Raw genomic sequence first — 15,335 nt, 5'->3', positions numbered from 1 at the left:
AATTTATTTCTATGACGGCGAATTTTAAATAAGTAATGAGAAAATTTTATTGACCCAACTCGGTTAATGCAGCTTTTGCCTTGTTGTCAATGCTGTTTTTATATTCGTGTTTTTTATAAGCCATCGCCGTCTTGAAATAATTAACCGCAACGGAATTCTGCTTTTTGTCACGCATAATATAACCCATTTGAAGTGCAGCAGAAGGCCCAAAAGTTAACAGCGTATTTTTTGTCAGGTAGATAGCGCGATCGTAGTAAGGCGTACACTTTTCGATCTGATCCATCTTCTGAAGAATCCTGCCTTTGCGGTAATTAAGCTCTGCCTTATCACTGACCGTGTTGAAAGACTTTTCAGTATAGTTGTTCATAAAATCCCAAGCTTCTGTCAGGTATCCTCCATCAGTTGCGTAACGGGCTTTGTATAGTATTTTCTGTTCTGGGAGAAGCTTCCCTTCCTCGAATTCATCAGCCAGCCTCAACGCAAATTTATCACCTTCAATGATCGTAGTTCCTGTCGTTGCAGCCAGTTTCATATACTGTGCCGCGTCCGCATCACGATTAGCCAGCCAACGCGTCATGAACAGCTTCATATTGCTGTCTTTGATATAATTGAATCCCTTATACCGTTTCTGAAATTTTGTATAGAAAAAATTGGCTATGTCGTACTTACCCTTTTGCAGAGCGATTTCTCCTCTTAAATAATCGAGGAACGGAAAATCAATGTATTCTTCACCCGTCGGGCCGTGGTTGAGATAATAAAGTGCCTCTTCACTTTTGCCTTCCTTCATGAGAATTGTTGTAGCAAAAAAATGCAACAGTAAATTATCAGGCTGGTTTTTTGGTAATTGTTTTAATAAGACTTGTTGGTCATCGCTCAGCTGCAAGGTATAGGCATGAAGCAAAAGATTTATCAACTGACTTTCCTGTTGAAAAAATGGCTCCTCACGCTGAACCAGCTGAATTTCTTCAATCCCCAGTTTGATGTTTCCTTTCAGCCCGAGAATTTTTGTTACCCAGGTATAGTTCTCAGGTACAGAACCGATCAACACATGGAGCAACCCTAGTGTTTTTAATGTCGGACGAAAATTTGGAAAACGTTTTCTATTTTCTTCGGCAATGCGGTATGCTTTGATAACATCCCAGGAAGCGCTTCCTTCGTTACCGAATTTCATTTTGATAAAAGCCCAATGCAACCGGATCTCAGCCTGAAAAAAACGTTTGTAAGGAGAAGTATTCGGAAGTTTGGCAAGCGCGGCCAATCTTAAATCTTCCCGCTCACTCCACGCCTTGAAAGATTTTTTATCTTCACTAATCAGCAAATAATGCAGGTCCGCATAATTATCCAGATATTGAATAAGTCCGTTGGCCGGATTAACTTTTCTTTCTTCATCAATGAGCGCGCGTGCAGATTCAATTTTTAATTTCTGTATGTCAAAATAAGCGCGTTGCAGTTTTGGACTAAAAATTACATCATTGACAATGTCATCTGCTTTTGATTGCAGTGTAACCAGAAATAAGAAGACTATAAAAAAGCGCGATATTTTCAAGGGAAGTTGCCGATGGTTGAAACAATTACATCACTGACAGAGAAGAGCATTCCTGAACAGCGGTGACAAATTTAAGCACAGAATATTTAGGAATTCAATTCCTGATAACATCCGGAAATTTTAATTCATCAGGACCGGCTTTTGAAGCTGAACCGATCGAGGTATCAAACTGAAAAAAGCTTATACCTGAAAAAATAAAAAGGTTGCCTGTTAAGAGACAACCCTTTTATCAAAATATTTCTAACGACTAGCGACGCTGATGAACTGGTTCGACGCTTTCTACGTCAGCCAGGATTCTTCCGCAATGTTCGCAAACGATCAGTTTCTTACGTTCACGGATATCTGCTTGTCTTTGTGGAGGAACAATGCTGAAACAGCCTCCGCAAGCACCACGAGATACGTGCACCACTGCAAGACCATTCATTGAGTTATCACGAATTTTCTGATAAGATTTCAATAAACGCTCTTCGATTTTTTTGGTGTGCTTTTCACGATCGCCTAAAAGAGTTTTCTCTTCTGCTTCGCTTTCGCTGGTGATCAAAGAAAGCTCGCCTTTTTTAGCTTTAAGATCTTCGTTTCTTTCGTTCAAAGTAGATTCCGCACGATTTGCATCATCCTCGATCAATCTGATACGCGCTTTGGCTTCGTTGATTTTCTTGTCAGCCAATTGCATGTCAAGTTCCTGCAATTCGATTTCCTTTGTGATGGCATCATATTCGCGGTTGTTACGAACATTCATTTGCTGATCCTTGTATTTTTTGATCAGTTTTTCACCATCCTTTTGAGCGCCTTTGAAGTTGTCAATTTCGCTATTTAAAGCAGCGATTTCGCTTTTGAATTTTCCTATTCTCGTTTCAAAACCGATGATTTCGTCTTCCAGATCTCTAACTTCCTCAGGAAGATCGCCACGGGTTTTTCTGATTTCATCCAGGCTTGAATCAATTTCCTGAAGTTTCAGGAGAGCGTCTAATTTTTGTGCGATTGTGTTTTCCATGTATGTCTTTAATGGACTTGTTTCAATGCGTATTATATGAGTGGGACTAAAACTGAATCTCTTCTTCCTACTTGTTCGGTACTTACTTGCTGAAAAACTGTTTTCTAAACAAAATATCGCACCGGATTCGTATTGACTTCTGACAAACAGAGTGCGAAATTACTAAAAATTCCTGATAAATAGTTGTATAATAAATCTTTCGTAAATACTTCGCTTTCGAAATGTCCGATATCACAGATCATTATGCGATTATCGGCATCAAAAAATTCATGATATTTATAATCTGCTGTAATAAAAACGTCTGCTTTGGCGCGAATTGCGTTCGACAACAAAAAACTCCCTGCCCCACCGCAGACTGCAACACGTTGTATTTTTTTATTTAAAGGAACGGTATGCCGGATTACCGAAGTTTGCATTTGATCTTTTACAAAACGTAAAAAATCCTCCGGATCCATAGGTTCAGTCAGATCGCCAACAGCACCTGCGCCTACCTCCTGATTTTCGTTTTCCAGTAATTGAAGATAATAAGCGACTTCTTCGTACGGATGATTCTTTTTTAGTACAGACAAAATTGTTGATTCAAGATATGAGGGAAACATTACCTCAATTCTGTGTTCAACAACTTCTTCATTTACTCCACGCGAACCAATCACAGGATTTGCGGCCACACCGGGTTGAAATGTACCTATACCTTCTGTTCTGAAACTACAATTTTTATACTGCCCGATTTCTCCTGCCCCGGCTTTGAAAAGTGCATCCAGTACATTTTGTGAATCTTTAACCGGAACAAAAAATGTTAGTTTAGATAGAAGTTCTTTTTTCGGTGCTAATACCTTAACATTCGTTAGTCTCAGCCTTTCTGCAATTTTCCAGTTTACACCCTGGGCAACATGATCAAGATTGGTATGAATCGCATAAATCGCGATTTCATTTTTTATGGCTTTGATTACAGTTCTTTCAACATAATTGTTTCCGTTAAGTTTTTTCAACCCTTTAAACACAATAGGGTGATGCGCGACAATGAGATTACAGTTTTTTTCAATTGCTTCCGCAACTATGTCTTCGGTTACGTCAAGTGAAAAAAGAATTCCTGTAACCTCCGTTTCCGGATCACCAACGATCAGTCCGGCATTATCATAACTTTCCTGGTAAGATATCGGGGCTAGTTTTTCAAGCTGTTGGGTGATCTGCTTTATTTCTGTCATTTTTTTTCAAATTACAACTATTTGATAACCAGAATAGATTTGGTTATTAGAAATTTTATTTGCAAATTAACTAACATTTTATTTGCATCAGGTATTGTATTCAAGAATAATAATACTAGTTTTGCACCACAATAACCCGGAACGACGGGCGAAAGTAACTTGGTTTGGTAGTTCAGTTGGTTAGAATACATGCCTGTCACGCATGGGGTCGCGGGTTCGAGTCCCGTCCAGACCGCCAAGTTTATTGAGAGATTGAAGCTATTGGTTTGGTAGTTCAGTTGGTTAGAATACATGCCTGTCACGCATGGGGTCGCGGGTTCGAGTCCCGTCCAGACCGCAGAAAGCTCAGAGAAATCTGGGCTTTTTTCGTTTTAAATTATCTAAACAGTATCCAGGCCGCTCTCAATACCCGCGAAATATTTCCCACCGGTCATTTTACACTAGCCTTCACTTCCACAAATAATTTGTTGCAGATTAAACCTTCTTTAAAAATCCATCTCTAAGACGGGTATTTAAACTAAAAACATATGAAGAAGGGAATAATTGCCATAATGCTGGCATTCGTCAGTATCTCCGCATTTGCACAGCGTGGCAACGCTAAAATGACGGCAGAAGCGAGAGCAGAAAATCAGACTAAGACTTTAACCGAAAGTTTGAAACTTACCGAGGAGCAACAAAAGCAGGTTTACGCTTTAAACCTATCCCGTGCTCAGAAAATGGACGAAGTCAGAAATTCTCAGGATGCAGACCGTTCTAAAATGCGCGAATCAATGGAAGCGTTCAACACTGAACTGCAAAAAGTATTAACGCCTGAACAACAGGAAAAATACAAAACCGCAATGGAAGAACGTAGAAAAAATGGCGGAATGGGCAGAGGGCCGAGGAATTAGAGTTAACTAATATTGAATTAAAAGCACTTCCCGATTGACAATATTTTCAATCAGGGAGTGCTTTAATATTCTGTCACCCTTTCCGGGTTTAGATTTTAGTGCGTATAGACTTTTTCTATAATAATATCAACCCTTCGGGTTTTTAATCCAGCAATTACATGTTTGTATGATTAAAGATATGTTGTCTTCAAAAGTCACTTTGACATCCTTTTTCACGAAACTTCTTCTGCGAATAATCCAAAAGGGATGTTAGTATTGTAGAATTAAGAAATAAAATCAAGCCAAAACCCGGAACGGATGAAAGAAAAACTTCCGGGTATTTCTGTTAGAGCGTACAGATTTTTTCTATAATAATCTCAACCCTTCGGGTTTTTAATCCAGCAATTACATGTTCGTATTTACATGGCGTTCAGGTTAAACCCGCTACCTATTTCGAGTTTTTAATCCAGCGGTTACTTTTTCGTATAATTAAAGATATGCAGACTTCAAAAGTCACTTTGACATCCTTTTTCACGAAATTTCTTATGCGAATAATCCCGAAGGGATGTTAGTATTATAGAAATAAGGAATGAAATCAAGCCACAACCCCGAAGGGGTGACAGAAAGACATCCGGGTATTTCTGATAAAAAAAGCCTTCCTTCTACAAAGCCACCTCTGTCTTAAACTCAGACGTAAAATGAAAATGTATTTTTGGGTTATTTTCACGGTTCATACGGATCATCCAATCGGATTCTGCGAAGAAAACGGGGTTTCTATCTTTGTCAAATGCGATCTGATTTCCTTTCAAACGGATAAATTCATCCATTGCTGATTTTTCATCAGCTGTCAGCCAGCATGCACGGGTAATATTCATTGGAACCCAGCGGCATTTTGCACCATATTCATGCTCCAGACGATACTGGATTACGTCAAATTGAAGCTCTCCCACGGTTCCTACCACCTTCCTATTTCCGAGATCCAGGTTGAACAACTGCGCAACTCCTTCATCCGTAAGCTGTTGAATACCTTTTTCCAATTGCTTGGATTTCATTGGATCAAGGTTGATCAGCTCCTTGAAAATTTCAGGCGAGAAACTTGGTATACCTGCAAAATTGAAATCTTCTCCTTCTGTCAACGTATCGCCAATTTTGAAATTCCCTGTATCATATAAGCCGACAACATCTCCCGGGAAACCTTCATCCATCACACTTTTATCAGAAGCCATAAACGTGAACGGACTCGCAAAACGTACGTCTTTGTTCAATCTTACATGATGATAAAAAGTCCTTCTCTCAAATTTACCGGAACAAATCCTTAAAAACGCGATCCTGTCGCGGTGACGAGGATCAAGGTTTGCGTGAATTTTAAAGATAAATCCACTGAATTTTGATTCTGTCGGTTCAACTTCTCTCACATCCGTCGGGCGAGGCTGAGGAAGTGGGGAGATTTCACAGAACGTATCCAGAAGTTCTTTGATACCAAAGTTATTGATGGCACTTCCAAAGAAAACAGGAGCTAATTGTCCACTTGCGTAAGCTTCATTCGAAAATTTATCATAAACGCCATCAACCAGTTCTACATCTTCAACCAATTGAACAGCGTCTTTCAGGCCAAGAAGTTCTTCCAGTTTATCATCTTCAAGATTTATCTCAACGACGTTACTTTCGATTTTTGTTTTATTGATCTTAAAGAAATATAGTTTTTGTTCAAATAAACTGTAAACACCTTTAAAATCTGCACCCATGTTGATCGGCCAGGTTAATGGACGAACACGGATACCTAATTTCGTTTCCAGCTCATCAAGCAGTTCGAACGGATTCTGTCCTTCCCTATCAAGCTTATTCACAAAAACGATCACGGGTGTATTTCGCATCCGGCAAACCTCCATAAGCCTTTCGGTTTGCTCTTCCACCCCTTTCACGCAGTCAATCACCAGAATTACACTATCGACAGCCGTAAGCGTTCGATAAGTATCTTCAGCAAAGTCTTTGTGACCAGGCGTATCCAGAATGTTGATCAGCAAATCGCGGTATTCGAAAGTCATTACCGAAGTCGCCACCGAGATACCACGTTGCTTCTCAATTTCCATGAAATCGGAAGTTGCAGTTTTTTTTATTTTATTGGATTTTACCGCACCAGCCGTCTGGATCGCTCCTCCAAAAAGCAGCAATTTCTCAGTTAGCGTTGTTTTCCCTGCATCCGGGTGACTAATGATCGCGAATGTGCGTCTTTTTTTAATTTCCTCTATATTACTCATTACATTATTTTATAACCTGCCACCACTTAATCTGCAAATTTCCCAGTTTGGAAATTAACAAAAATTGCTGTCGCCAGGCACGAAAGATTCACCTTTTTTGAAAATTTTGCACAAAGATACAAATAAACAAAGCCGCCCGTATCCGGGGCGGCTATATTATTAACTATCAGTCTGCTCGGGACCTGGTCCTAAGCCTCTTTCTTACTCCGTACCTGAGGTAGCTCAGGTATTCAGTAGAACGAATCTTTGTAATCTTCAACCGAAGTCATGATCACTTCGTGCGCTTCCTCGCGGCCATATACATTGGTAATTTCAATGTGTGCTTTTTCGCCCGGAAGGTTTTTATACGTAAGGAAATAGTGCTTCAAACGCTCAACAATTCCTTGCGGTAATTCGCTGATGTCTGAATAAGCGCCATAAACTTCGTCGCCTTTCAAAACTGCAATGATTTTATCATCAGCTTCTCCGCCGTCGATCAAACGGATACCACCAATTGGTTTCGCCTGACACATGATATCTCCATGAGAAATAATTTTCTCGCACAAAACGATAATATCCAGCGCATCTCCGTCACCTTCGGTAACGTCTCTGCCAGATCTGTCTCTTGCCAAAGCAGCAATTTTGTCTGCACAATATGTTTTAGGGATAAATCCGTAAAGTGCAGGAACAATGTTCGAATATTTCTGAGGACGGTCAATTTTCAAATAACCCGTCTGTTTGTCAATTTCGTATTTAACGGTATCCGTAGGAACGATTTCAATAAATGCGGTTACAAGATCAGGTGCATTTTCGCCCATCGGAATTCCATGCCATGGGTGGGCTTTGTGTACGTTTGCGTTCATTATATGGTAATAGGTATATGAATCTGTTTAATTGTTTGATATTTATTTTTATTCACCCGCTTTTTCCGATATCAGATAGTCTCCGGTTTTTGATATGGACTGCTTGACAAATAATTCTCCCAAAAAGCCTGCCAGGAACAATTGCGAACCAACCATGATGGCAACGAGCGCCAGAAAAAACAGCGGATTTTCTGTTACGTTCCGGTATTGTTCGTGCGAAATATAAATTTTATAAATTTTGGTACCCAGCAGCCAGAATGCAATGACCGTTCCAAGAAAAAACATCAGCGTTCCGAGGCTGCCAAATAAATGCATCGGACGACGACCAAATTTATTCACGAACGCAATCGAAAGCAAATCAAGGAAACCAAAAACGAACCTTTCAAGGCCGAATTTTGTGTAACCGTATTTTCTTGCCTGATGCTGAACAACCTTCTCTCCTATTTTCCCATACCCATTCCATTTGGCAATTACAGGAATATACCGGTGCATTTCACCATAAATCGTGACATTTTTAACCACGTCTTTCCGGTATGCTTTCAGACCACAATTAAAATCGTGGAGCGATACTCCGGAAATACCCCTTGTTGCAGCGTTGAAAATCTTAGTCGGAATCGTTTTAGTAATCGGGTCATACCTTTTCTTTTTCCAGCCCGACACCAGATCATAGCGGTCTTCAGTGATCATCCGGTAAAGTTCCGGAATTTCATCAGGACTGTCTTGTAAATCAGCATCCATGGTTATTACAACATCTCCACGCGCAGCCTGAAAAGCCGTCTGCAAAGCAGCTGTTTTTCCATAATTACGCACAAAACGCCTTCCCTTAATATTCGGGTTTTTTAATGACAGTTCACAAATCACTTCCCATGAGCGATCTTTGCTTCCGTCATCGATAAAAAGAACTTCGTATGTAAAATTATTTTCAGACATAACGCGCGCAATCCACTCACTGAGCTCTGGCAGAGACTCCTCTTCATTGAAAAGCGGGACGACAACGGAAATCTGAATTGCTGAATTGGTCATGAATATGTACTTGGGTGATACCTGTACACCCATATTAACGTGTAAAGTTCGTGTTTTTCCTGATCAAAATATCAAATAAAAATCTTTCATTAGTTCGGCAAACTTTGACTGATAGGTTTTTCCATCGTCATCATAAATAAATAAATCGTCGCTAACCAACCGATTATCAGCGTATTCTCCTCGTCCGAAGACCATCAGAGAACGAAAAGGTTTCTTTCCATTTTGATGGAACAAAGTTAGTTTTCGGATCAAAATCAGACCAGATTTCTCAGCAAGTTCCTGAAAAAATATACCTTCTTCAACCGGAAGAAGTATATTAAACCTTCCAGTCTGCGTCAGTAATCTATTAACTGCGTTCAATAAATCCTGAAAAGTAAGTGAATCCGAATGATGCGCCTGATTAATTTTTGCGTCCGGCGACCGGAGATCTGATTGAAAAAACGGAGGATTTGAAATGATACAATCAAATTTTCCCGATGATAAAAAATCCTGAATTGCAGTATGAAAAATTTCTATCCGGTTAGCGAAAGGACTATATTCTATATTTTCTTTTGCCTGAGAAAAAGCATCTGCATCAAGTTCTACCGCACAGATCTTCGCATTTATGTTTCTCTGAGCTGCCATCAGCGACAACAACCCCGTTCCTGTTCCAATATCCAGAATATGCTCAGCACTTTCAATATCTGCCCAGCCGCCAAAAACACAGGCATCCGTACAGACTTTCATCGCACATTTATCCTGTTGAACTGTAAATTGTTTGAATTTGAAAAATGAATTTCTGGCCATCGGTTGTTATTTTCTACCAAAGTCAGCAGGATTTTCACCCCAATATTCTGTTTCCCATTTCAGGATTTTATTAGGATAAGTATTGCTGGCCAGCCAACGTTCCGCACGTTGAAGCATTTCAAAAACAGGCTTATTTCTTGGTGTAAGCTGCAATTTTGTATTAGCATGTTTCTTCTTAATCCAGCTTATCGCCGTTCTCGAATCTGAATAGATCGGGATGTCACTGTTATTTTTTTGTAGATAAGCCAATCCATGAACGATCGCGAGAAACTCGCCGATATTGTTTGTAGCGTCTTTAAACGGACCTTGCAAAAAAATCCGTTCGCCTGTTTGTAAATAAGTACCTTGATATTCCATATCGCCAGAAGCCGTATTCCACGCGGCATCAACAGCAATTGCATTTTTTATAGGCTGTCCAATATTAGCAGGGGCTATTTTTGCAATGGCTTTGGCTGCATTTTCTTTTTTCTGAACATATTCCCAATAATTCCGCTGAATAGCAGTTTCCGCTTCCTGTATTGAGTCGAAAGATTTATAACGGGCATCCTCAAAGCCTTTAATTTGTGCTTCACACTCCTTCCAATCGGTAAACACGCCTGTTTGTCTACCTTGCCACACTACATAATATTTTGATTTTTTTGCCATTAATTTTAAACTAACTTCTTTCTTCCCAAACCTGGGCCAGGTTTACAATAACCTCCACCGCTTTTTCCATATCCTGCACAGAAACCCATTCTAAGCGTGAATGAAAAGCATGTTCTCCGGCAAAAATATTCAGGCACGGCAAACCCATAAAAGACAATCGTGATCCGTCAGTACCTCCGCGGATGCTTCTCGTTACTGGATTTAATCCTGAACGTTTCATCGCTTCCATTGCATTATCAATGACTTGTGGATGCTGATCCAGAATTTCTTTCATGTTTCGGTATTGTTCCGTTACCTTGAATTCTGCTTTTGAATTCGGATAATTTACCAACACTTTTTTCATGATTTCTTTGAGCAATGCTTCCTTTTCGTGGAGACCAGATTCAGTAAAATCCCGGATAATAAAATCTAAAACCGCCTGCTCCTGAATTCCTTCGATATGCACAGGATGTATAAATCCATCCTTGTTTTCCGTTGTTTCCGGAGAAAGATTTTTTGGTAAAGCCGCCAGAATTTCCCCTGCAATTTTCAATGCATTTTCCAGCTTTCCAATGGCATACCCCGGGTGCGTACTAACCCCGTGAATTGAGATTTTCACGCCGTCAGCCGAGAAAGTTTCGTCTTCCATCGTGCCAACAGCCTCACCATCCACAGTATATCCGTAATCAGCCCCAAGCTTATTTATATCTACTTTTTCAGTACCGTGACCAACCTCTTCGTCAGGTGTAAAAAGAATTTTGATCACTCCGTGTTTTATTCTTTTATCTGTCATCAAAACCTCCGCCGCAGCCATAATCTCAGCGACGCCTGCCTTGTTATCCGCACCTAAAAGTGTTGTTCCGCTTGCTGTCACGATATCATTCCCAATCTGATTTTTCAGATCCGGATGCTCAGAAAGTTTCAGTATCTGCGTCGGATCATCCGGCAAAACGATATCTTGTCCATTCCATTTTTGATGCACAATCGGCTCCACATTTGCGCCTGTGACATCCGGAGAGGTATCCACATGCGAACAAAAACAAATCACAGGAATATTAGATTTTTCAGAGTTTGCCGGTATGGTAGCATACACATATCCATGTTCATCCAGATGCGCGTCCTCGATACCGAGCTCCTGCAATTCGATTACCAGCAGATTACTAAGATCCCGCTGTTTTTCCGTACTGGGAAAACTCGTCGATTGCGGATCTGATTGCGTATCGATCTGAACGTAACTCAAAAATCGGTTTAAAACGGAAGACATTTTTACCAAAGATTAAATGAAAACGAATAATTACGAAGCAATGATGCCCGACAGATCCGCCGGAGAATAGTTGATATTTTTCAAAGTTTTATCATCCGCTGTCCGATAAACGAGGTATTTACCATTGTCTTCTTTGTAATAACATTCCGTTCCTTTTGCATTATAGTGCGCCACCGTAGCCTCCGCTTCTTCCACACTCACACAAGCCTTTGACATATTCGAACGTTGAACTTCATCGAACAACGCACGGAATTTATCCCCTAAACCAAATTCGAGCACTGCCCCGGAAAGTACGTACTGCAAGTCGCATAGAGCGTCTGCAATCTCTACAAGGTCTTTTTCCAAAATTGCAACTTCCAGTTCCTTCAATTCTTCGGCCAAAAGAGCAACACGTAAACGGCTGCGGTCTTCGGAAGGAATTGTCGGGGTTTCAAGAATAGGATGTTTGAAGGTTTTATGGAATTCTGCGACTTGATTAAGGCTGTCTAATTGCTGCATTATATTAAGAATTTTGAATTTTGTTATTCAGAAAAATAGCTTACAAAACCAGATTGGTCTTGAAGAGTTTGATTGAAATGGCAAGCAGAATTATCCCGAAAACTTTCCGAAGAATGTCCGTTCCACCCTGCCCGAGTTTATTTTCAATCCAGTTGGATGATTTGAGAACGATGTAAATAAAAAATAAATTGAGCAAAACGCCTACCAGTATATTTTTGATCTCATAAGTTGTACGCAGTGCCAGGAGCGTCGTCATCGTGCCTGCTCCTGCAATAATGGGAAACGCGATTGGAACGATTGATGCGGCGCTAACGCTGATATTGTCATGCTTGAAAATATTTCTTCCCAGTATCATTTCCAGTCCCAGCAGGAACAGAATAATTGCACCGGCAACTGCGAAAGAGGCGACATCTACGCCAAAAAGGCTTAAAAGCCTTTCTCCCAAAAATAAAAAAGCGATCATGATTCCGCCGGCTACCAGTGTCGCCTTTTCGGATTCTATTTTCCCAAGTTTCTTGCGAAAATCCACAATGATCGGGATTGAGCCCAACACATCGATCACTGAAAAGAGAATCAGCGTTACGGAAAGTATTTCTTTGAAGTTAAACATGACGACACCATTCTAGGATTATGCCGCAAAGTTGAACAAAACCCGTTTCTTACACAACCTTTTATTGTTAAGCTAACGATTAAAATACATCTCAGCCGTTTCCGTTCGGCAAAAAGTTCAGGAAGGTATTAAACTGTTTTTTATATTTCTCCTCGTGGATCTTGTAATAATAAGCGCCTTTTTTAGAAAATCCCTTTTGTTTTTCATCCAGTTTGATCAGTAAATGGGTTGACAAAAGTTTCCGGCTAAAATTGCGCTTATCAAGCTCGGTGCCGAAAATAGCCTCATATAATTTTTGCAGCTGCGGAATTGTAAATTTTTCCGGAAGCAGCTCAAAACCAATCGGATGCTGCGAGGCCTTGTAACGCAAATGTTCGATTGCCATCTGAACCATCGCACTATGGTCAAATAATAACTGCGGCAATTCCTGCATGGAAAACCACTGCGCTTCGAAGTTCTTGGATATCTTGTTATCGTAATCCTCCACGTTAATCAACGCAAAATAGGCTACTGAAACCGTCCGCTCGACAGGGTCACGTTTGGGGTTTCCAAAGGTGTGAAGCTGTTCCAGATAAATGTCGGTAAGGCTGGTCAGCTCATACAAAATTCTCGTCGAGGCTTCTTCCAGACTCTCGTCGGGCTGCACCCAACCGCCCATCAGCGACCAGGTATGATGCTCGTTTTCAATTCCACGATTGACCAATAATAATTTTAACTCCTGACCGTCGAAACCGAAAATAATGGAGTCGAGGGCTACCAGACATTTTGTTTGTGTCTGGTACTGATGCAACATATCTATTAACACGATGGGCTTATCCTGTATTGAGTAAACGACTTTTTAATTATAAATACAATCCTTTGACATTACTACTCATGCCAGTCGATTGGCTTCACTTTTAAGGAAATTTTTCAACTGATCAATTTCGTTTTGTGTAATCGCCGGAAAGTTAGCGATTCTGAATGTTGTTTCTTTCCATGCTCCATATCCATTGCCCAGCAAAATACCGTTTTCTTTCGCTGATTTTTTCAAATTGGCCACCTGATCCTTACTTCCCGAAACGGCAATTACAGTGTCAGACCTTACTTCTTGCTCATCAATCAAAATTGAATACCCATTTTCCGCGAGAAATTCATACCATTCTGCCGCTCTCTTTTTTGTTTGTTTTGAAATTGATGCAATTGGCTCAACCTGCCTCATAACACGTCCGGCCAGATAAATACCCAGCGCGTTTGGCGTATAAGGCGTTTGATATTTTAGAAAATTATCTCGGACAAAAAGAAAGCTGTTATAAAAATCACGATCTCCAATCTTTTCTGCCAGTTTTATCGCACGCGGAGAAGCAATCAAAACACTCAAACCTGCCGGAAGACCGAAACATTTCTGAACGGAAGCATACCAAACATCAGCTGCTTCCCAAGGGAATTCAACCCCCGCTATAGAAGATGTCGCGTCCACAGCAATCACCTGACTTGTCTGTTCTCTCAGTTCCGTAAAAAAGGAAAAAGGCAGCGCTGTTCCGTTGGAAGTTTCGTTATGTGTGAGACAGATCACTTCATCTTCCTGATCAGAAATGATGTCAGAAATAATAGGTAAACTATTTTTATCAAAAGAAAAACCTTTGGATTTCGGTTTTATTTTCTGTGTGTATTCCAGCCACTTTTCTCCGAATGCGCCGTTGTGTAAATGAAGGCTTTTTGTCGCAATAAGCGATTGAGCGATAATTTCCCAGCATTCGGTTGCCGAAGAACAGAAGTAAATTTCATACGCTTCTGGAATATCAAGTTTCGATTTCATAACTTCAATCGTCTCTTTTAGCATGACCATAAATGGCTCGCTACGATGATTGACGCTTAAAATACCACTTTGATATGCGTCTGACAAATATTGTTCAACCTGAGGATATACTTTCGACGGGCCAGGATAGAAGGTGATCATGAGTTAGATATTTTAGTATTGGGCTAAGCATGTAAAAACATCACCGGTTTGCAGCGTATTCTGGTATGCCACCCTTTCAGGGTTTAGACTTCCCGGCTTCTTACATTTACTACAATAATTTCAACCCTTCGGGTTTGAGGAAGGTTGCGAATTTATGGATTTAATTTCAACCCTATTTAAATTACAACAAAACTTTCCACCCTTCGGATTTGTGGAAGGTTGCGTATTTATGGATTGAATAGCAAATTTGATGTTAATACCTTATAGCCTACCACAGGTTGTTAAAAACTAAACAAACCCGAAAGGATACCAATACTTCTGGCTTGCAGATTAATCTTGTTACAAATTCGCTACAAACCGAACAATCCCGAAGGGATGACAGTATTGTAGCAAAATGAAAATCTTGATATGTCACCCTTTCAGAGTTTTATTTCCCGGATCCAATTCGGTTACTACAATAATTTCAACCCTTCGGGTTTGAGGATTATTACATTTTAAGGGTAAATGGCATTACCAAGTTTTAGTATTTTAATTATTTTCTTTTGTTGTTACCGCAAATATATTAGGTAAAACATATCCATGATAAAATACCAAACCTAATAGCCCACGTCTCGGTGATTAGGATCTTGGCGTTAATTACAATTCTACAATAATTTCAACCCTTCGGGTTTGTGGAAGCTTGATAATTTATGGATTTAATGACAAACTTGATGTTTCTCACCTAGTATCACTCACGGATTGTTACAAACTAAACAAACCCGAAAGAACACTAATCCTTCGGGTTTGCAGATTATTTCATTTACTAATTCGCTATTGCCGTAGCAATCCCGAAGGGATGACAGTATTGTAGCAAAACGGGAATATTGAGCCTTCAAACCCG

14 protein-coding genes and 2 tRNA genes are annotated in these 15,335 nt (G+C 40.2%); 3 read left to right on the top strand and 13 right to left on the bottom strand.

What is annotated here, in order from left to right; all coding sequences use genetic code 11:
* Positions 1-46 precede the first annotated feature (46 nt).
* The 3 genes from L0657_RS13620 to L0657_RS13610 all read right to left on the bottom strand — a co-directional run bounded on the left by L0657_RS13620 (position 47) and on the right by L0657_RS13610 (position 3,745).
* The gene (locus tag L0657_RS13620; RefSeq protein WP_235151345.1) at positions 47-1,546 is read right to left on the bottom strand and encodes a hypothetical protein; all 1,500 of its coding nucleotides are present in this window, start codon (positions 1,544-1,546) and stop codon (positions 47-49) included.
* Between the two features lie 247 nt (positions 1,547-1,793).
* Positions 1,794-2,540: a zinc ribbon domain-containing protein gene (locus L0657_RS13615; RefSeq protein ID WP_235151344.1), complete on the bottom strand. Its 747-nt coding sequence runs from the start codon at positions 2,538-2,540 to the stop codon at positions 1,794-1,796.
* A 104-nt stretch (positions 2,541-2,644) separates the two neighbouring features.
* Positions 2,645-3,745: a Nif3-like dinuclear metal center hexameric protein gene (locus tag L0657_RS13610; protein ID WP_235151343.1), complete on the bottom strand. Its 1,101-nt coding sequence runs from the start codon at positions 3,743-3,745 to the stop codon at positions 2,645-2,647.
* A gap of 161 nt (positions 3,746-3,906) precedes the next feature.
* Here L0657_RS13610 and L0657_RS13605 point away from each other — a divergent pair.
* The 3 genes from L0657_RS13605 to L0657_RS13595 all read left to right on the top strand — a co-directional run bounded on the left by L0657_RS13605 (position 3,907) and on the right by L0657_RS13595 (position 4,635).
* Positions 3,907-3,983, top strand: a tRNA-Asp gene (locus L0657_RS13605).
* A gap of 25 nt (positions 3,984-4,008) precedes the next feature.
* A tRNA-Asp gene (locus tag L0657_RS13600) sits at positions 4,009-4,082 on the top strand.
* A 190-nt stretch (positions 4,083-4,272) separates the two neighbouring features.
* Positions 4,273-4,635 carry a DUF4890 domain-containing protein gene (locus L0657_RS13595; RefSeq protein ID WP_235151342.1) on the top strand — a complete coding sequence of 121 codons (363 nt, stop codon included), beginning with the start codon at positions 4,273-4,275 and terminating at the stop codon, positions 4,633-4,635.
* Positions 4,636-5,276: 641 nt separating this feature from the next.
* Here L0657_RS13595 and L0657_RS13590 read toward each other — a convergent pair.
* The 10 genes from L0657_RS13590 to L0657_RS13545 all read right to left on the bottom strand — a co-directional run bounded on the left by L0657_RS13590 (position 5,277) and on the right by L0657_RS13545 (position 14,455).
* Positions 5,277-6,872, bottom strand: coding sequence for a peptide chain release factor 3 (locus tag L0657_RS13590; protein WP_235151341.1), 1,596 nt, complete (start codon positions 6,870-6,872; stop codon positions 5,277-5,279).
* Between the two features lie 230 nt (positions 6,873-7,102).
* On the bottom strand, positions 7,103-7,714 hold the full coding sequence (locus tag L0657_RS13585; protein ID WP_235151340.1) for an inorganic pyrophosphatase: 612 nt from the start codon (positions 7,712-7,714) through the stop codon (positions 7,103-7,105).
* A 48-nt stretch (positions 7,715-7,762) separates the two neighbouring features.
* On the bottom strand, positions 7,763-8,737 hold the full coding sequence (locus tag L0657_RS13580; protein ID WP_235151339.1) for a glycosyltransferase family 2 protein: 975 nt from the start codon (positions 8,735-8,737) through the stop codon (positions 7,763-7,765).
* A gap of 63 nt (positions 8,738-8,800) precedes the next feature.
* The gene (locus tag L0657_RS13575) at positions 8,801-9,523 is read right to left on the bottom strand and encodes a tRNA1(Val) (adenine(37)-N6)-methyltransferase (protein WP_235151338.1); all 723 of its coding nucleotides are present in this window, start codon (positions 9,521-9,523) and stop codon (positions 8,801-8,803) included.
* Between the two features lie 6 nt (positions 9,524-9,529).
* A complete protein-coding gene (locus L0657_RS13570; RefSeq protein ID WP_235151337.1) occupies positions 9,530-10,168 on the bottom strand; it encodes a viroplasmin family protein in 639 nt (212 codons plus the stop codon).
* A gap of 10 nt (positions 10,169-10,178) precedes the next feature.
* Positions 10,179-11,411: a peptidase T gene (pepT, locus tag L0657_RS13565; RefSeq protein ID WP_235151336.1), complete on the bottom strand. Its 1,233-nt coding sequence runs from the start codon at positions 11,409-11,411 to the stop codon at positions 10,179-10,181.
* 30 nt (positions 11,412-11,441) lie between these two features.
* Positions 11,442-11,909, bottom strand: a complete 468-nt coding sequence (locus tag L0657_RS13560) for a nucleoside triphosphate pyrophosphohydrolase family protein (RefSeq protein ID WP_235151335.1) — start codon at positions 11,907-11,909, stop codon at positions 11,442-11,444.
* A 40-nt stretch (positions 11,910-11,949) separates the two neighbouring features.
* Positions 11,950-12,519, bottom strand: a complete 570-nt coding sequence (locus tag L0657_RS13555) for a MarC family protein (RefSeq protein WP_235151334.1) — start codon at positions 12,517-12,519, stop codon at positions 11,950-11,952.
* A 91-nt stretch (positions 12,520-12,610) separates the two neighbouring features.
* The gene (locus L0657_RS13550) at positions 12,611-13,312 is read right to left on the bottom strand and encodes an NrtR DNA-binding winged helix domain-containing protein (protein WP_235151333.1); all 702 of its coding nucleotides are present in this window, start codon (positions 13,310-13,312) and stop codon (positions 12,611-12,613) included.
* A gap of 78 nt (positions 13,313-13,390) precedes the next feature.
* Positions 13,391-14,455: an aminotransferase class V-fold PLP-dependent enzyme gene (locus L0657_RS13545; protein WP_235151332.1), complete on the bottom strand. Its 1,065-nt coding sequence runs from the start codon at positions 14,453-14,455 to the stop codon at positions 13,391-13,393.
* Between the last annotated feature and the right edge of the window lie 880 nt (positions 14,456-15,335).

This window comes from Dyadobacter sp. CY345 (genome assembly GCF_021502725.1).
GTDB lineage: Bacteria > Bacteroidota > Bacteroidia > Cytophagales > Spirosomataceae > Dyadobacter.
The sequence above is the reverse complement of the archived record's forward strand: the minus strand, read 5'-3'. Positions and strand labels throughout refer to the sequence as shown.